The 18,643-nt window shown below is 36.6% G+C and carries 17 protein-coding genes and 6 tRNA genes; 17 read left to right on the top strand and 6 right to left on the bottom strand.

Features of this window, described 5'->3' with window-relative positions; translation table 11 throughout:
* Positions 1–449: 449 nt before the first annotated feature.
* From rlmKL to rmf, 5 genes are all read left to right on the top strand, one after another.
* On the top strand, positions 450–2,582 hold the full coding sequence (gene rlmKL, locus D1094_RS14705) for a bifunctional 23S rRNA (guanine(2069)-N(7))-methyltransferase RlmK/23S rRNA (guanine(2445)-N(2))-methyltransferase RlmL (protein WP_118960861.1): 2,133 nt from the start codon (positions 450–452) through the stop codon (positions 2,580–2,582).
* Between the two features lie 15 nt (positions 2,583–2,597).
* Positions 2,598–2,852 (top strand): glutaredoxin family protein, encoded by a 255-nt coding sequence (locus D1094_RS14700; RefSeq protein WP_118960860.1) that lies wholly within the window; start codon positions 2,598–2,600, stop codon positions 2,850–2,852.
* 65 nt (positions 2,853–2,917) lie between these two features.
* Complete coding sequence (locus tag D1094_RS14695; protein ID WP_118960859.1) at positions 2,918–4,840, top strand: ABC transporter ATP-binding protein; 1,923 nt, start codon at positions 2,918–2,920, stop codon at positions 4,838–4,840.
* Between the two features lie 71 nt (positions 4,841–4,911).
* The gene (locus D1094_RS14690; RefSeq protein ID WP_118960858.1) at positions 4,912–6,729 is read left to right on the top strand and encodes a DUF3466 family protein; all 1,818 of its coding nucleotides are present in this window, start codon (positions 4,912–4,914) and stop codon (positions 6,727–6,729) included.
* Between the two features lie 245 nt (positions 6,730–6,974).
* Entirely contained in the window at positions 6,975–7,148 is a 174-nt protein-coding gene (rmf, locus tag D1094_RS14685; RefSeq protein WP_118960868.1) for a ribosome modulation factor, read from the top strand.
* 87 nt (positions 7,149–7,235) lie between these two features.
* Here rmf and fabA read toward each other — a convergent pair whose 3' ends face one another.
* Positions 7,236–7,751, bottom strand: a complete 516-nt coding sequence (gene fabA, locus D1094_RS14680; protein WP_118960867.1) for a bifunctional 3-hydroxydecanoyl-ACP dehydratase/trans-2-decenoyl-ACP isomerase — start codon at positions 7,749–7,751, stop codon at positions 7,236–7,238.
* A 271-nt stretch (positions 7,752–8,022) separates the two neighbouring features.
* On the opposite strand from fabA, the gene D1094_RS14675 reads away from it, so the two are divergent.
* The 11 genes from D1094_RS14675 (at position 8,023) to D1094_RS14625 (ending at position 13,142) form a co-directional block, all read left to right on the top strand.
* Positions 8,023–8,292, top strand: coding sequence for a hypothetical protein (locus tag D1094_RS14675; RefSeq protein WP_118960857.1), 270 nt, complete (start codon positions 8,023–8,025; stop codon positions 8,290–8,292).
* A 133-nt stretch (positions 8,293–8,425) separates the two neighbouring features.
* Positions 8,426–9,070, top strand: coding sequence for a UvrY/SirA/GacA family response regulator transcription factor (uvrY, locus tag D1094_RS14670; RefSeq protein ID WP_118960856.1), 645 nt, complete (start codon positions 8,426–8,428; stop codon positions 9,068–9,070).
* A 50-nt stretch (positions 9,071–9,120) separates the two neighbouring features.
* The gene (gene uvrC / locus D1094_RS14665; protein ID WP_118960866.1) at positions 9,121–10,968 is read left to right on the top strand and encodes an excinuclease ABC subunit UvrC; all 1,848 of its coding nucleotides are present in this window, start codon (positions 9,121–9,123) and stop codon (positions 10,966–10,968) included.
* A gap of 47 nt (positions 10,969–11,015) precedes the next feature.
* Positions 11,016–11,603, top strand: coding sequence for a CDP-diacylglycerol--glycerol-3-phosphate 3-phosphatidyltransferase (gene pgsA, locus D1094_RS14660; protein ID WP_118960855.1), 588 nt, complete (start codon positions 11,016–11,018; stop codon positions 11,601–11,603).
* 160 nt (positions 11,604–11,763) lie between these two features.
* A tRNA-Gly gene (locus D1094_RS14655) sits at positions 11,764–11,839 on the top strand.
* Positions 11,840–11,899: 60 nt separating this feature from the next.
* A tRNA-Cys gene (locus D1094_RS14650) sits at positions 11,900–11,973 on the top strand.
* Positions 11,974–11,977: 4 nt separating this feature from the next.
* Positions 11,978–12,060 (top strand) — tRNA-Leu (locus D1094_RS14645).
* 13 nt (positions 12,061–12,073) lie between these two features.
* Positions 12,074–12,160 (top strand) — tRNA-Leu (locus D1094_RS14640).
* A gap of 27 nt (positions 12,161–12,187) precedes the next feature.
* Positions 12,188–12,263, top strand: a tRNA-Gly gene (locus D1094_RS14635).
* 107 nt (positions 12,264–12,370) lie between these two features.
* Positions 12,371–12,457 (top strand) — tRNA-Leu (locus D1094_RS14630).
* A 469-nt stretch (positions 12,458–12,926) separates the two neighbouring features.
* Entirely contained in the window at positions 12,927–13,142 is a 216-nt protein-coding gene (locus D1094_RS14625) for a hypothetical protein (RefSeq protein WP_118960854.1), read from the top strand.
* Between the two features lie 76 nt (positions 13,143–13,218).
* Here D1094_RS14625 and D1094_RS14620 read toward each other — a convergent pair whose 3' ends face one another.
* The 3 genes from D1094_RS14620 to D1094_RS14615 form a co-directional block, all read right to left on the bottom strand.
* Positions 13,219–14,688: a hypothetical protein gene (locus D1094_RS14620; RefSeq protein ID WP_220452561.1), complete on the bottom strand. Its 1,470-nt coding sequence runs from the start codon at positions 14,686–14,688 to the stop codon at positions 13,219–13,221.
* A 154-nt stretch (positions 14,689–14,842) separates the two neighbouring features.
* The gene (locus D1094_RS18670) at positions 14,843–14,989 is read right to left on the bottom strand and encodes a hypothetical protein (protein WP_182440203.1); all 147 of its coding nucleotides are present in this window, start codon (positions 14,987–14,989) and stop codon (positions 14,843–14,845) included.
* A gap of 206 nt (positions 14,990–15,195) precedes the next feature.
* A complete protein-coding gene (locus D1094_RS14615) occupies positions 15,196–15,933 on the bottom strand; it encodes a DUF3944 domain-containing protein (RefSeq protein WP_118960852.1) in 738 nt (245 codons plus the stop codon).
* Between the two features lie 238 nt (positions 15,934–16,171).
* Here D1094_RS14615 and D1094_RS14610 point away from each other — a divergent pair, with 238 nt between their 5' ends.
* The gene (locus D1094_RS14610; RefSeq protein ID WP_118960851.1) at positions 16,172–16,783 is read left to right on the top strand and encodes a YafY family protein; all 612 of its coding nucleotides are present in this window, start codon (positions 16,172–16,174) and stop codon (positions 16,781–16,783) included.
* 453 nt (positions 16,784–17,236) lie between these two features.
* Here D1094_RS14610 and D1094_RS14605 read toward each other — a convergent pair whose 3' ends face one another.
* Together D1094_RS14605 and D1094_RS14600 are read right to left on the bottom strand one after the other, a co-directional pair.
* Entirely contained in the window at positions 17,237–18,004 is a 768-nt protein-coding gene (locus D1094_RS14605) for an ABC transporter substrate-binding protein (protein WP_118960850.1), read from the bottom strand.
* Between the two features lie 86 nt (positions 18,005–18,090).
* Positions 18,091–18,528 carry a nucleoside deaminase gene (locus tag D1094_RS14600; protein ID WP_118960849.1) on the bottom strand — a complete coding sequence of 146 codons (438 nt, stop codon included), beginning with the start codon at positions 18,526–18,528 and terminating at the stop codon, positions 18,091–18,093.
* Between the last annotated feature and the right edge of the window lie 115 nt (positions 18,529–18,643).

Genomic DNA, 18,643 nt, shown 5'->3' with positions numbered 1-18,643 from the left:
CGAATGTTTATCCTAAGATAAAAGCTAAGCCTATTTAAATTCTGTACTTAAGAATTGGTTGCGGAAGCTGTATTTGAAAAAAACAACGACCTTCGGCTATTCGCATATAAGAGTAGCCCGACGAGGTTGAACTTTAAGCTGCTCCATCCCGCGTCCGAATGCTTATCAAAAGATAAAAAGCTAAGTCTATTTTATTTCTTCACTTAAGAAAACTTTTAGAGTGAAACATCACTGCTTGAAAGCGAGGCGTATATTAAGGAGTGCGACGAGATAAAGCAAGTTGTTTTTTGAAACTAATGTCTAATTGACTAAATGTTCTTCGTTATGTGTTAATTATAAGCGATAAACGCAATTATCTCTAAGATTGCTCGCTCATTCGCTTAAGTTTTGTTTATGTCAGACCTGCTTTAGGTATATAATCGCGCCATTGTTATATCAGGAAATGCATTATGCAAAATTTTTTAGCTTTAACTTCACCTGGCATTGAAGTATTACTCGTCGATGAAATTGAAAAGCTCGGTGGTGAACTAGTTGTTCAGAAGCCTGAGGGGGTATATTTTAGTGCCTCGCTAGAGGTAGGATACCGTATATCTCTATGGACAAGACTTGCGACTCGAGTCATGTTAAAAATTGGTGAGGGTGAAGCTAAAAATAAAGATGAGTTATTTCAAACGGCTTCATCGGTAAACTGGATCGAGCATTTTGATTGCCACCATAGCTTTGCCATTGATTTTGTCGGTTATAGTGAAGAAATTAGAAATAGCCAATTTGGCGGACTAACAATTAAAGATGCTATTGTTGATCAATTTAGAGATCAAGGATTAGAGCGTCCAGATGTTGATAAAAAATCTCCTGACATCAGCTTTCAAGCAAGATTACTCAAAGATCACGTAAGTATATATTTAGACTTTTCTGGACGAGGATTGTTTCAACGTGGCTACAGAGAACATACTGGTGCTGCACCTTTAAAAGAAAACTTAGCTGCAGCATTGATAATCCGTTCTGGTTGGTTGGATGATACCTCTAAACCTTTAGTTGATCCTATGTGTGGCTCTGGCACAATTTTGATTGAAGCAGTTTCTATGGCAGGTAAGCAAGCACCGAGTATCGATAGAGCTACATGGGGTTTTGATGTATGGAAGAAACATGATGACGAAATTTGGCAACAAGAACTAACGAATGCCCAAGAGCAATCAGCAAATTCTTTAGCCAACCTTAATGTAAAAGTGTTTGGTATCGATATTGACTCGCGGGTGCTAAAAACAGCACAACAAAATGCGCGTAATGCAAATTTACAGCGCTTCATAGAGTTTAGCTGTAAAGATACCAATAAAATGAATAATACCTTTGGTCAGGCAGGTACTATTTTGTTTAACCCTCCTTATGGTGAGCGTATAGGTGAGTTACCTGAGTTGGTTGAAAGCTTTGTTTTATTTGGGCAAAAATTAAAAGCGCAATTTATCGATTGGCGTGTGGCAATTTTAACGGCGAATATTGACTTATTATCCATGCTTAAGCTTTCTAGTTTTAAGCGTTACAAATTTAAAAATGGTCCATTAGATTGTCAGCTTGCACTTTATAATATCGATGAAAAGCAAATTGAAAAAGATGCGACAACACCTCAGTCAAATTTTGCAGAGCAAGACAGTGCCTTTGCCAATCGATTAAAGAAAAATAAAAAAGCATTAAAAGGTTGGCTTAAGTCAGGTGAAATTAATAGTTATCGACTATACGATGGTGATATTCCTGAATATAACGTTGCTATTGATATTTATAATGAATATCTAGTAATACAAGAGTATGCAGCACCTAAGACGATTGAAGCCGATAAGGCCGCTAAAAGATTACAGGAAGTTATTTACTGGGCACCAAAGGTGCTAGAGGTAAACACAGATAAAGTCGTCTTAAAAACACGTGCTAAGCAAAAAGGACGAAACCAATATCAACGTCTTGATAAATCTAAACAAGCGCTAACCGTAAATGAACATGGGGCATTATTTAAGATTAACTTGTGGGATTACCTTGATACCGGATTATTTTTAGATCACCGTAAAACACGTCAAATTGTTGCTAAAAAAGCTAAAAATAAAAACTTATTAAACCTCTTTGCTTATACCGGCTCTGTATCTGTTCAAGCAGCTTTGCATGGCGCAAGTTCAGTGACTACGGTTGATATGTCAAACACCTATTTGAACTGGGCACAAGATAACTTTGCCTTGAATAAGCTATCAGGTCATAAGTATGAATTTATTCAAGCAGATTGTTTAGATTGGTTAAAAAAGAATATTAAACAATATGATTTGATTTTCATTGACCCACCAACGTTTTCAAACTCTAAGAGAATGGAAGATAGCTTTGATGTTCAGCGAGATCACGTCACTTTAATTACCGACGCGTTAAAGTGTTTAGCGCCTGGCGGTGAAATATTCTTCACTAATAACAAACGTAATTTTAAAATCGACGTTGAAGCGATGGAAGCTTTAGGGCTAAAAGCTGAAAATTTAACGGATGTTACTAGAGATAAAGACTTTGCTCGTAACAAACATATTCACAATAGCTGGTCTATTACCCGCAAGAAGTAATTGAGAAAGAAAGTAATGACTTCAATAAACTTTAATTTATACGGTAGTGAAGGTTGTCACTTATGTGAACAAGCATTGAGTATTTGTGAAGCGACATTGCCTATTGGTTCTTTTACGCAAATTGATATTATCGAAACCGAAAGTGTAGCTCATGAATCGTTATCGTTAATTGAGCTTTATGGTGTCCATATTCCCGTACTCGAACGACTGTCTGATAATAAAAAATTATTTTGGCCTTTTGAGAGTGAACAGGTTAAAGCATTAGCTTAGCGAATAGCACGCTTTTATCACGATTACATTTAACGCATTACATTTAAGAAGTAAGTTAAAAAACTATGGAATTATTTAGAATTGCTAATGGCGAACTCGCTTTTGGTGAAGGTAAAATTTTAGATCAAGCAGAATTGAGTGTACAAACCAACGAACGTATCTGTTTAGTGGGTAAAAATGGCGCCGGTAAGTCTACCTTGATGAAGATTATTATGGGCTTACAAAAGCTTGATGATGGACAAATTCTTAAATCAAATAGCATGCAAATGGCGATGTTGGAGCAAGATCCACCCGAGTCATCAGATATTAGTGTCTTTGATTATATTGCTCAAGGCGTAAAAGAAAATGCTGAGCTCATAAAGCGTTATCATGGCTTGATTAATCTTATTTCTGAAGATCCAAGTGAGAAAAACTTAGAAAAGCTCTCTAAAGTACAAGAGGAATTAGAGCAGGCGAGTGCTTGGCAAGATGAACAGAAAATTGAGCAAGTAATGAGTACGCTCTCTTTGAATGCTGATGACAAAATATCAGATTTATCAGGGGGCTGGTTACGTAAACTCGCATTAGCAAAAGCACTGGTAACGTCGCCAGACATTTTATTACTTGATGAACCGACTAACCATTTAGACATAGACAGTGTGCTATGGCTTGAGAAGTTTTTAAAAGATTTTAATGGCACGATTATCTTTATCAGTCATGACAGGGCATTTATTCGTGGATTATCAACGCGAATTCTTGATTTAGATCGCGGTAAACTCAAAAGTTACCCTGGTGATTATGATCTGTATATCGAGCAAAAACAGCACGACTTACAAGTTGAAGATCAACAGAATGCACTGTTTGATAAACGCCTTGCCGAAGAAGAGGTGTGGATAAGACAAGGGATTAAAGCAAGGCGCACAAGAAATGAAGGCCGAGTTAGAGCGTTAGAAAAACTGCGTGTAGAAAGAAAAGAGCGTCGAGAAGTGAAAACTCAGGGTAGTATGACTATTAGTCAAGGTGAGCGCTCTGGTAAATTAGTCTTTGAAGCTGAACATGTGTATGTATCTTTCGATCATAAAGAAGTGATTAAAGATTTAAACCTGTTAATTAACCGTAATGACAGGCTCGCACTAATAGGTGCTAACGGTACAGGTAAATCAACGTTAATCAAACTCATTATGGAAAAGTTAGCAGCAACCAGCGGTAAAATGCGCTCTGGGGTCAACCTAGATGTCGCCTACTTTGATCAACACCGTGAAGCGTTAGATGTTAATAAAACCGTTCAAGAAATTGTCGGTGAAGGCAAGCAAGAAGTCATGGTTAATGGTAAGTCTCGACATGTTCTTGGATACTTACAAGATTTTCTTTTTAGTCCTAAACGTGCACGTACACCAGTAAGAGCACTTTCTGGTGGAGAGAAAAACAGATTATTGCTTGCAAGGTTATTTTTAAAACCCAGTAATTTATTAATTCTTGATGAACCTACTAACGATCTCGATATAGAAACTTTAGAGCTTTTAGAAGAAGTCGTTGCAAATTATGCAGGAACCGTTATTTTAGTAAGCCATGATCGAGATTTTGTGAATAATTGTGTCAATACATGTCTTTATTTTGATGGTACGGGCTATATCAATCAGATAGTAGGCGGATATGATGATGTTGATAGTTATTTAGCTCAAAAAGAGCAACAAAGACAAGCACAGCTGTCAGCTATTAATAAAGAGACAAAAACACAAGAAAAAAATCAACCGAGTAATGTATCAAAAGAACAAAGTAAAATAGCAAAGAAAAAACTGTCTTATAAAGAAAGTAAAGAGCTTGAAGAGTTACCTGAAATAATTGATGAACTTGAAACCTTAATAGAATCTTTACAAGAAAAGATAAACCATGCGGATTTTTTTAATCAAGACAGTGAGCAAAGTCAAAAAATATTGAACCAGCTTGCAGAAAGTGAGTCAAAACTTGACGTTGCTTACAGCAGATGGCAAGAATTAGATGAATCATAGTCGTTAAAGTAACCTTTTAAGACAGTGAACATATTCAACAAATAATCTATAGATTGAGTTAAGAAGTAAAAATGAAGCAATTTGGAAAGAGTTTTTTAGCACTAGGCATTGTCAGTGCATTAAGTGTTAGTTTAATAACCACTACACAAGCAGCAACCTATCGTGTAGTTGATAAAAATGTTGTTGATGAGCTTAAATATACTTATGCCCAACATCAAAACAATAACGGCGTTTTAGCTATTTCAGGGGCAAAGTTGTATAACTTACCGGTACAATTTGAGTATCTTGACGAATTAAACTTTCAAGATATTCAGCGTTACGCATTTCGTTATCATGAACAAGTTCATGAGCTTGAAGATCTAGAAGATTACGATGCTATGGTCGCAGGTACCCCTACGGCTAATGATCTTTCATGGGTAATTCGTTGGTTGGGTGACAGCCAAAATGGTGCAGGTGTAAGACATGGAGGCCGTTTAGATGAGTATCAGAGATTAGCCGATTCTGTTGCTATGGTAAATCTAGGTGGCGATTCAATAACCGAGCAATTTACGGTGTTTGATGTGCCTTTTGAAGGGACAGGCCAGTTGACCCGCTCGACATATGACATTATATCAGGAACGACCGATTCAGGTGTTGCCTATGGAACAGCAACTGCACCTTACTTACCTATGGAACCTTTCACTGACGGTAATGGAAATATTAGAAACTATTGGCTGAGAGACTTTGGTCAGCGTGGATTTTTCTCGTTTGATAACGGTGCTCAAATTATTCAAGTAGAGCCTGTAGAAACTGAATATGGTGGTGGATTATCCACTGTTATTGATATTAATGATAATAATACTGCTGTTGGTTATGTCAGTTATAAACTAAATGAATTTGTTATTGATAATATTATAGAAAGCACAGGAAGTAACGATTGTCGTAATAGCAGTATGCTAGAAGCGATGCCATTTGAAATTTGTGTTCAGCGTAATCAGGGAGACATGTATCATAAAATGGCGTATAAGGCGACGGTAACACCTGGTGGAGAACTGGTTACAGAGCAACTAGGTCTTTTAATAGAGCCGCACCCAGATGATGAAAGAACTCATTCAAGTTATGCGACCGCAATTAATAATCATGGTGTCGTTGTTGGTTATGCTGATGGCTGGTATGAAGAAAATGTTACTACACCAGCGGTTAATCAACGTACTTATACCGCTTATGCTGTAATGTATAAGGACGGTGAGGTGTTTGATTTCAATCAAAAAAACAATGTTTATCCTTATTCGTCAAATGCAGTATCCAAGGCATATGATATTAATGATAAGGGTATTGCCGTTGGCTACATTTACAATGAAAGAGGCACGAAGAAATTTTTCTATGTAGATACCAACCAACCAAAAGATACTATGGAAATCATCACACCTGATGATTTCTTTACTACCTCAGATAGCACAGCTTATGCAGTTAATGAAAATGGCTTTATTATAGGTGATGGGCAAGTAGAAACCCATAATGATAGTTCAAGTAATCCTCGACGAACGGCTGCATTTTTATACGATATGAATAATGATGTCTTTAATAATGTTAATGATCTTATTGGCTGTGATAGTCCATATGATATTTTAGAAGCAAGAGATATTAACGATGAAAATGTCATTTCTGCTACCGCTATTATTTCAAGCGAACGTTACGACTCTAAAGGTGAACTTGTTCTTGATGATGATGGCAACCCTGTTAAAGAAGATGTAGTAAGAGCGGTTGTTTTAGAGCCTATAGAAGGTGAAGTAGAAGACTGTACCGTTGTTGAGGAAAAAGTTAAGCGACAAGGGGCAAGTTTGAATGTAGCTGTACTTTGGTTTCTTTTTGTTTTAACCGTATTTCGTCGAAGAATTCGCATTAATTAACCATTAGTTAGTCGCACTATTTTAGAAAGCACTCATTGAGTGCTTTTTTTATGCTCGTTAAACCATGTACTCTGGTAAAATTAATTACTAACATAATTCTAATTATTTTCATTCACTTATTAAAAAGTGCTGTTTTATTACATGAGTAACGATTGTTTTTTACTGATTGTTGGCTATTCTTAAAAAGTAGCTTACAGCTAACTAAATTAACAATAGTGGCAGCAATAAAGGAGCGTGTATATATGATGAAAAGGCAAAAACGCGATCGCCAAGATAGGGCTCACACTAAGGGGTATCAAGCAGGTATAGCCGGACGTTCTAAAGAACATTGCCCTTACCAAAGTACGGCAATTAAGTCGCAGTGGTTAGGTGGATGGCGAGAAGCCATAGAAGATAAACAACAAGGCCTATTCAGGTAAACGCTAGCGCAGTTTATTAACATAGCCATAAAAATAAACCCAGCATCAATGCTGGGTTTATTGTTTTAATCACTAATAGATAAGTGATTAAAAGTTAGTTGTATCCGTGAACAAACCAACCTTTAAATCTTTTGCTGTGTATATTTCACGGCCGTCAACACTTACGCTACCATCTGCAAGACCCATAAATAATTTACGTTTAATTACACGTTTCATCTCTATTTTAAAAGTCACTTTACTTGCCGTTGGTAGGATTTGACCGGTAAATTTTACTTCACCTACGCCTAATGCACGGCCTTTACCTGGGCCACCTGACCAACCTAAGAAGAAACCAACTAATTGCCACATAGCATCAAGACCTAAACAACCAGGCATAACGGGGTCGCCTTTAAAGTGACAGTCAAAAAACCATAAGTCAGCTGTAATATCTAATTCAGCTAAGATGTAGCCTTTACCGTGTTCGCCACCTTCTTCTGTGATAGTAACGATACGATCCATCATTAACATATTGTCTGAAGGAAGTTGAGAGTTACCTTCACCAAACATTTCGCCAGTACCCGCTTTAATTAAATCTTCTTTGCTATATGAGTTTTGTTGTGCCATCGCCATAGTAGAGGTTATATCCGATAATAAAATTAAGGTCGCTACTTTAGCGTACGCATGTACACTAAACAACTCTGAACAGTTAAAAAAGCTAAAATTTTTGATGAAAATCAAGTTAGGCTTTGTAGTTATATTGATACAGCAGCGTCTTCTTTTTACCTTAGCCAAAAGTAGACTTTGTATAAGAATTTACATACTGATATTTCTTTACGAAAAGATGTGTATATAATGTGATATTAGATAGCGTATTGGCAAATATGAGTTAACTGCAATGAATCAAGTTGAGTCTAAGCAAGAAAAAAAGGCAATGAGCAATGCTGAAAAGCAAAAACGCTACCGTGAAAGGCAAAAAGAACGTGGCTTACAAGAGATGCGTGGCTATTTATCACCGGAAGCAAAGGAATGTTATAAACTCATCAGTGAACAAACTAATTGGTCTGACAGTGTTATATTAAGTAATGCTGTCAGGTTAACTTATGCAGCATATAAAAATGGTCAGATAGGGCTGTTAAATAGCTGGTTAAAAAATAATAAACTATAGCAAATCATAAACGTTTTACTCAGCTCAAAGGCAGTGATACATTAATTTAAAATGTAAAACAAAGTAATGATCATTTTCTGCAAGATGTTAATGATGTAAGTAAGTTGATTTATGAAAATATAAGGCGAAACCATTGATAAACGTTTTATTGGTAGATGATCATGAGTTGGTTAGAACAGGTATCAACAAAATTCTCAGTGATGTTAAAGGGCTGAAAGTTATCGGGGAGTGTGATACTGGCGAAGACGCTATTAAATTTTGCCGACAAACTGAGGTTGATGTCATCTTAATGGATATGGATATGCCAGGTATGGGCGGCTTAGAAGCAACTAAGAAAATTTTACGAATATCCCCTGATGTTAAAGTTATTGTACTAACGGTTCACAGTGAAGATCCTTTCCCAACAAAAGTAATGCAAATGGGTGCTTCAGGCTACTTAACCAAAGGGGCTGGCCCTGATGAAATGGTTAATGCCATAAAAGCTGTAAATAGTGGTCAGCGTTATTTAACAACTGAAATTGCACAACAAATGGCGCTGAGTCAATTTAAGTCGGTTGATGAAAACCCTTTTAATGCCTTATCAGATCGAGAGTTACAAATTATGCTCATGATTACCCGAGGCGAAAAAGTACCTGATATTTCAGAGCACTTGGTCTTGAGTACTAAAACAATCAATAGTTATCGATATAGAATGTTTGAAAAGCTTGGCGTGAGTAATGATGTTGAGTTAACACATCTTGCTATTCGTCATGGTATGTTGAAAACAGAAAAGCTGTAATTTTGTCTGACAAACCTGATCACTCAACGTTAGTTGAACCTGAACACGCAATACATAGCGAACCACAAGTATCAAATGATTTTGATTCTGTTGCTTTTCTTGCCTCGGTAACCGAACAAGCTGGTGTCTATCGCATGTATAACCAGCAACAAGAAGTTATATATGTTGGAAAAGCGAAGCAATTAAAAAAACGTTTAGCGAGTTACTTTAGAAAAGATGTTGGCTCTGTAAAAACTAAGGCGCTAGTTAAACAAATTTGCGCTATAGATGTTACGGTAACCCATACCGAGGGTGAAGCATTAATTCTTGAAAATAACTATATCAAGAAGTACCAACCAAAATACAATATTTTATTACGTGATGATAAAACCTATCCGTATTTACTAATTACCGATCATAAGCACCCTAAATTAGGAGCTCATAGAGGTGGAAAGAAAGTAAAAGGTGAATATTTTGGTCCATACCCAACCGTCGGTGCTGTTTGGGAAAGCTTGCGCTTAATGCAGAAAATCTTTCCTATTAGACAATGCGAAGATAGCTACTATCGCGCTCGCTCTAGGCCTTGCTTGCAATATCAACTAGGGCGTTGTTCTGCGCCTTGTGTCGATAAAATATCAATTGATGACTATCAGGAGCAGGTTAAATTAGCAAAACTCTTCTTACGAGGTAAAAGCTCAACAGTCATTGAACAATTGGTTGGGCGCATGGAAAAAGCAAGTCACGAATTAGCTTTTGAACAAGCTGCTAAATACCGAGATCAGATTTCAACTTTACGAAAAATACAGCAACAACAGCATGTTAGTGGCTTAGCAGCAGAGATGGATGTTGTCGGTTTATTTCGCATCAATTCACAAGCCTGTGTTCATTTGCTTTGTATTAGAGATCATAAAATATTAGGCAGTAAGAGCTTTTATCCTGTGGTGCCCAGCGAAACACAAGATAGTGAGATATTACAAGCTTTTGTTGGGCAACATTATTTAAACCATGAGCCTTTACAGGGAAACATTCCAAAAGAAATTGTTATAGGTCATGAAATAGAGCAGGTTACAGAATTAAGTAAATTATTGTCTGAGCAAGCTGAACATGACGTTAAAATATCAACACGCATACGCTCTGAAAGAGCCCAATATTTAAAGCTTGCAACCACTAACGCCCAAACGGCATTAGTAACGAGAAATAGCCATAAAGAGTCAATGCAGGCACGCTTCGTAGCATTAAATGAAGTGTTTGAGTTATCTAATGGTATTCAACGTATTGAGTGTTTTGATATTAGCCATACTATGGGCCAACAAACCATAGCATCGAACGTCGTTTTTAACCAAGAAGGTCCCTTAAAAACAGATTATAGGCGTTATAATGTTCATGGCATTACGCCCGGTGATGATTACGCAGCAATGGACTTTGCATTGAGAAAGCGTTATGGAAAATTAACCAATATGGATAACATGCCTGATATTGTTTTTATTGATGGTGGTAAAGGGCAACTAGCAAAAGCAGAAGATTTTTTTAATGAAATAGAGCTCGATAAAACGCCATTATTAGTAGGTGTCGCAAAAGGGGAGTCGAGAAAGCCTGGTCTAGAAACATTAATATTGGCGGGTAGTCATCAACTTATTTCTTTACCCGCGACATCGCCTGCGTTGCACTTAGTACAACATATTCGAGATGAATCACATCGCTTTGCAATTTCAGGTCATCGCGCTAAAAGACAAAAAGTGAGTAAAAAATCACAATTAGAAATGATTGAAGGAATTGGCGCTAAAAAGCGTCAAAGTCTATTGAAGTTTTTAGGTGGTATGCAAGAAGTAATGCAGGCAGATATCTCGCAACTTGAAAAAGTCCCAGGGATAAGTAAAGTACTCGCTCAAAATATTTATGATGCATTGCATGACAAGTGATTCATAAACTGTGTAAAATAAAGTAAAAGTACTTGTAGTGAAAAGTAATGTGGACAATACCTAATCAAATAACACTTTTTCGGATCATATTAATTCCTATCTTCTTGTTGGTTTTCTATCTTCCACTTTCTTGGAGTAATTTTGGCGCATTTGCCATTTTCTGGACTGCCTCGATCAGTGATGCGTTAGATGGCTACTTAGCAAGAAAGCTTAATCAATCATCTTCTTTTGGCGCTTTTATCGACCCCGTAGCCGATAAGTTAATGGTGGTAGCAGCATTAGTGATGATTGCCCAAGACTATCAGTCGTGGTGGGTTTCAATCGCTGCAATAATTATGATATCAAGAGAGGTATTTATTAGTGCATTACGTGAGTTTATGTCTTCCAGAGGAAAACGAGATGTTATCGCGGTATCAAATATGGGGAAATATAAAACAGCTGCACAGATGTTAGGTATTATGGGGCTAATATGGCAACCTAATTACGATATACCTTTAATCTTATTTCAATTACCTCATGAAGTGATCAATTATGCGGCTTATTTTTTCTTTGTTGTCGCAACAATTTTAACGGTTTCTTCATTAGTTAGTTATTTTAAAGCGGCATGGCCGGAGTTAAAAGAGCAAAAAAGTTGATTTTGTAGTCACTGATTATTGAAACAACTAACTTTTAGCTAAAAAAACAGCAAATAACTCGCTTTTTGACCACTCGAAATAAAAAAAGAATTTAAGGGTTGACTGGAAAATATTTCGATGTAGAATGCGTTTCCGTTGACAAGGTAGTCAACAAAGTGAAGCGGCTGTAGCTCAGCTGGTAGAGCATCACGTTGCCAACGTGAATGTCACGAGTTCGAGTCTCGTTAGCCGCTCCAATTTTATTCTTCTTTAACAAGAAGTAACAGGGAATACCTCGACTCGGTTGTTGATAAAATGGCGGGTTGGCAGAGTGGCTATGCAGCGGATTGCAAATCCGTGGACCTCGGTTCGACTCCGGGACCCGCCTCCATTTTGCCCGGGTGGTGGAATTGGTAGACACAAGGGATTTAAAATCCCTCGCTTGTAAGAGCGTGACGGTTCAAGTCCGTCCCCCGGTNTTAGATAGCAATGCCCGGGTGGTGGAATTGGTAGACACAAGGGATTTAAAATCCCTCGCTTGTAAGAGCGTGACGGTTCAAGTCCGTCCCCGGGTACCATTTCTATTATGAGAGGAACTCTACGAAGCGGCTGTAGCTCAGCTGGTAGAGCATCACGTTGCCAACGTGAATGTCACGAGTTCGAGTCTCGTTAGCCGCTCCAAATTTCCAAACATATAAATCTAAATAGATAACAAGTTATTCATTTATTATATGTAGTAGGTGCCAAGCTTACTTTAAAAAGACTATCCTCTATCGTTAGATAGCAATGCCCGGGTGGTGGAATTGGTAGACACAAGGGATTTAAAATCCCTCGCTTGTAAGAGCGTGACGGTTCAAGTCCGTCCCCGGGTACCATCTTTATACTGTAATATCTCCTTAGTAAATTCAAAACACCTATAACTCTGTAAACCTTTATCTGTAAGTGTTTTAGAGTTAGCTCACTTTGCTATATCTCTTCAATAACTCGTTAGAAATCATCAATTATAAACATTAAAAATAAAACTCAATTTTATGCCACTTTTTGTATGTGAAGACGTTATATCGTTTTCAATCGGTATAAAAACGTCATATTAACGATTATAAACTTCATTGCAGCACCGATAGGCACAAAGATGACCTGTAAATCTCCTATCTCTCGCTTGTCCATCAAGTTCATGAGTACCATATTGAGGAACAAACTCTTCCACTACAAACACTCGCCACAAAAATTTTATTTAGAGAACCTATAAGGCTAGCTTACTGTATACAATCTGCTTATACGATTTTAAAGAATGCTGATGTTAACCAAAAAAAATATATTTCAAATGCAATTACAAATACATTAGTGCACCTTGAAGAAGAAACTCAAATTAATGAACAAGATTCAGAAATAATTATTTCAACGAAACTGACGTTAGGGGAAATTTCCTGCCAATATGCACTTAAATTATATAAAGATGGAATGTTTATCGCAGATGATAAAGAACAATTAATAATATGGAAAAAAAACGCAAACTCTGAGTGTGAGTTTAATGAAATTAAAAGTCTGTGGTCACAATAGTTAAAATCTAGGCTAAAGTTTGATTAAAAAAAAGAGCAGAATTTCTGCTCTTAATTTAGAGTCAACAAACTAGTGATTAACAATCAGTCCAAGCATCAGCATCCCAAGCTTTACACTCTTTGTTATAAGTACCGTCAGCATTAAAGCGTGTGGTTTCATAGTTCCAACCATCAAAACCTACCATTACTTTTTTATACTCAACACGTAAACCATTTTCTTCAACCATTTTGGTTAAGGTAACAAAGCTAAAAGTTTCGTATAAAGCAGTAGTATCGCTAATATCATCGTCATAGTGATAACTTAACCCATCAATTTCAGCATTAATTGCCGCATAATCTAATTGATTTTTGTTTTGATGAAAGCGCTCAATATCGCTAAACATCATGAACTGCTTGGCTTCAACATCGAAACGGATGATATATTGCCCGATAGTGCCAAGGCGCTTATCCCAATCTGACCATTGCATGTTAAAGACATACTTACCATTATCTTCATCAGCACAGGTCGAAGTGATGTTAGTCATTTCACGTTCATGTACCTCATTAGTACCTAACTGCTCATAATAATTAAGGTATTCACGTGTATTACAAGTTTCCTCAGAAGTGGCTAGAATGATTTTATCATCACCGACATTCTTACCTGAGCCTCTACGGTTATAGAAATCAATTTGCTCACCAATAACTTCTAAATCATCACTAACGCTATGGGTTGTTGATTCAACTTTAGCGTGTGAAGACCAGCCATTACTGTTGTCATTGCCACTAGCGGTATAGATATACTCTTTACGTACCCAACCATCAGATGTTTTTAGATACTTAACATCAACATAACTGTTGGGATGGTTTTGTTTAAGCTCTGCTGCTTCAGCAAAACCTTTCTTTAATCCTTTAACAATTAAAACGGCTAGTTCGTGTGTTGCACTATCACCATTAGCAATGTAATCAGCAAAGATAGCGTCTTGGCTAATGTTGTAGTGAGCTGCGATATCTTTTAATGTTTGCTCAATATGTCGAGCTAGTTCATCAATTTTTTCATGATTATCACGAATAGCATCACAGGCAAGGTTTGGGTTGTCTAAATCTTCATCTTTTAATAAAAATTCAGATTTAATGGATTCCCAAATAACCGTTGTTAGTGGTGTAATGTCAGTAATATCGCCTGTATCAATAGCACTTCCCATTGATGGAGGAAAAACTAATTGATATGCTTCGGTGACTTCACCCGTATCACTATCAGACGCACCTACAGGTACATCAACTACTAAAGGTACATATGCTTGACAGTCATATTGTTCGGTATCTAAATCTAAAGAATATTCACCATTATCCCCCGTTGTTGCTGATGGTTCATTGTTATCAAGTATGGTATTACCGTTTAAATCCAAAAATACGGTAGCACCTGTGACATAACCATCAATAACTTTACCTGATATGGTTGCTGCCGGAGGCGGTGGTGTTGGTAGAGGTACGGGGTCTTCATCGGTCGAGCTACCTCCTCCGCATGCTGTTAACGTTAATAAACTTACTGCAATTAAAGAATGTTTCATTTCCATTTTTTCTACTCCATTGAGAAAGGGCTGATTTACCAAGAAAAGTGTTAAATCAGTGAAATTGATTGTAGCTCAAGAATATATAAATATCTTGAGCTAAATCAGGTTATTACAATTACTTTTTTATACTCAACTGTGATTTTGTTGTTGATTAAATCACGACCAATTTCATAGTCTGGATTGATGGTGCTAATCGGTGTAAACCAACACCTAAAAGAACTAATGTGCCACTACTACCAGCAAGTACACAAGCGGCAGCTGCTGCACCACGACCAACAGTGTAGATACGACAACGCATTTTTTTTGGACTCAATAATGCGTTCAATATATTTAATCGTATCGTTAATTTTTCCTGAACAGCCCAAGAGCACAAATGATGCTTTATTACCTATTTGTTGCTTGATAAAACTTAAATTAACAGAACTTAAATCGACTTCTTTCATTGGTACTTCCTTATTTGCATTGATTAATATTTTGTCATTAGTAAAGGGATACATAGGGTTATTACTCCATTTGATTAGCGGCTTTTGCTTTAGCTCTTAAACAAACAATTTGCACAACGGCAGGAATGGTAACGCGATAAGCTGGCCCTGCTATGTCGGTAAGAGCCCATACTCCTGTAATAGCCCAACCAATTGGACCAGCAAAAACAGCAACCGAACGAACAACGGTAATGTTGGTAGTAAAAGCTAATCCATGACCTAATAACGCTCGGGCAACGCCATTCGCGACTATCAGTGCTAATTTATATGCGATGATGCCGTTAGTTCTTATGGCAAGTTGTATCGCTGATACCACGGCTTTTGATGTGAAGGTGGTGGTCTTAAGGCCTAATTCACTAATTAAGTCTTTTAAATCATCAGCTGATAATTTCTCAACCGCATCTTCAAAAAACTTCATTAATAAATTGCGTTCCATGGTTTCAACAGAGGCATTATTAGGATGATTAGCTTTCATCTTTTTACAAACGTCGGTTAATACTTCACGGTACAAGATACCTTTACCGCCGCGAAACATACTTGCTAAGGTATTAGCACCGTAGCACTGGATTTCAGCAGTAATATTGTGCCAGTACTTGCTATGCTCAGGCTGAAACTTCTTATACTCGTCGGTACTGGTTAATGCTTCGGTGTAACGGACTTCGCCATCTTTATCAGTAATTAATGTTTCCAATAATGCTGACAGTTCATCATCACTGCAATGTGCTAAAAAAGCTAAATCATTATCATCACGGTAAGCCATATATCTTCCTCTTCAATTCAAGTTATTTTGGACTTGAGTTAAAGATACACAGACACTGCGACAGGGTTTGTCGGGCAATAAAAATAATTAAATTTTCTTTATTTACCCTTTATGTCAGCTATAACAAGACTTACAGCGTGATTTACTTATTTTCGTTAAATTATTTTTTTGAACCTAACCTGTCGGGCAAGATTGCGACAATAGCGTTCTAATAATAACGAAGAGATAAAAAGCAGTTATGGCAAGAGTGAAACTAGGTGAGCGATTAGCAATGCTACTAGCTAATCTTATTACGGGTGAGAAAATTTACATTCATGATATCGCTGATAACTGTGATGCTAGTGTTAAAACCATCCAACGAGATTTAAAGTCGCTCGCTTATCATGTACCGATTAATACCGATAAAGGTTATTACTGGATGACTCCAGCCAATAAAGGGCAATATAACCTTCAAGCATTACGTCAGTTAATAACTACTCTAGGGTTAAGTGAAGAGTTCCCGTCATTAGATAAGCGCTTATTGTCATACCTCTTACTACCCGAAGATGAATCACCGTTTTATATTCAATCCAAAGCGCACGAAGGGAGTAACGGCTACAGTGACGCATTCAAACAATTAGCCACTGTAATAACCAATCGAAATATTATCGAGTTTTATTATCACAACCATCACTACAAAAGCGTAGAACCTTATAAACTGGTAGGCGACCATGAAAAGTGGAACCTAGCGATGTGCTACCGTGATAACCTTATTTATCTGCGCATCAATGAAATCAGGTTTATTAAAGTCACGACAACGAAATATCAATATGAAGCATCAGTTGTTGAAAAAATTAAAGGCAATTCATAGATATAACATTATTCTTTAAGGATTTTGAACTGACTAAAGGCTAAATTATTTAGTAACTTTATACCGATTTTATACGATGATTTTACTGTTCAAACCTATTTAAGCAGTAAAGATTAATATACATATGGAAATAAGGCTAACAATATCAATGACTAATATTTTTTCATGTATGTTACTACGAAGAATTTAAAATCCCTCGCTTGTAAGAGCGTGACGGTTCAAGTCCGTCCCCGGGTACCATCTAATTTTCTATATAATTTATATCTTATTTACACTTGAAATTTCTTTATTTCACTACGTAATTCGTATTCATTAATCTCAACCCCAATTAATCGATGTTAAAATGAAAGCAGTAAAAATCGGCCTTTCAATGAGTAGGTTTTTTCACTGTATGGATTAACCGTGCTTGTCGAGTAGAGGTTAACTAACGCTTTATAGTAAATAGTCGATGATTTAAGACTTAATTCCGTATTTGTTGAGCACTGTTTTCAGCTTACCTGTTTCAACGAGTTTATCGATGAAGCTATTCATTTCATCAATATCAAGAGAAACTTCCTTTCGGAGTAATATTGTATGCTTGTATTCTTGATCTAATTTTCTTGATATTAATAGTTTAGATTTTGTTGACGGGTTTTCTAATAAAAACCTATCCAAATAAGATTTAGTAACAATGGCAATATCCATTCTATTTGATAATACGAGTTGAATATTCATTTTTTCATCGGTAGATAAATGTATGTTGAATTTAGAGCGTAAGTAGTTTGGCTCTGAATTAAGGTCAGCAAATTTATAATGGTAGCCTAACATGGCAGAAATAGACCTTTCCTCTAAGCTGTTAAAGTAATTTTGTGTTTTTGCTTTGCTTTTTAACGCAATAAAAACTTCACCGCCAAATAGGAAGACTTTTGATGCTTGTACTGGGTGATTTTGCCAGCCCCATAATATGTTTTCAAAGAATAATGCATCAAATTGTTTTTGCTCAAAAGCAAGGTACCTTCTTCTTGCACTGGTCAGTATAAAACTGAAGTGATACTTGTTTTGAATTTCATTAAGTGATTTGATTAAATCGAGAGTAATGCCCTTTGTTTTACCATTATTATCTTTTTCTACAAAAGGGGGGAATATGTATCCACCCACAATGATATTTTCAGCAGCATAAAGCTTACTTATAAAGAGATAAATAAAGACAAACAGTGATATTAACAGTAATTTTTTGGACATTAACTATCTAATATTCGTTATGACTATTGTATAAAAGCATATAGGGGAGAACAAAACAAGTGATACGTTGAACACTTTATCTCCTTTTATTCACCAATATCTTCATTCCATAGTTCAGGTTGTTCTTTTATGAATGTTTCCATCATCTTGATACATTCACTGTCATTTACAATATTAAGTTCAACGCCTTTAGAGCGAACATATTCTTCAGGGCCTTGAAATGTCTTATTTTCACCTATAACAACTTTGGGGATACCATATAAAAGTATTGCGCCGCTGCACATATCACAAGGAGATAATGTTGAATATAGGGTTGCACGTTTATAGTCGTTTGCTTTTAGCCTTCCCGCATTTTCTAAACAATCCATTTCCGCATGAAGCACTGAACTGCATTTTTGAATTCGTTGATTGTGACCACGTCCAACAATCTCACCGTCTATTACAAGGACAGAGCCAATCGGAATTCCACCATTACCTTGACCTTTTTGAGCTTCTTCAATTGCCGTTTTTAAGAACTTGTCCATAGTGAACTCCTGTAGTTATGTTAGTAAATATAGTTACATAGCGGTAAATGTGCCATAAAACGTTATTATTTATTAATACTGCAATGAGTGTGGCGTATTTTTACGATACTATTTT

The organism is Colwellia sp. RSH04 (assembly GCF_003545765.1).
GTDB lineage: Bacteria > Pseudomonadota > Gammaproteobacteria > Enterobacterales > Alteromonadaceae > Colwellia.
The sequence above is the reverse complement of the archived record's forward strand: the minus strand, read 5'-3'. Positions and strand labels throughout refer to the sequence as shown.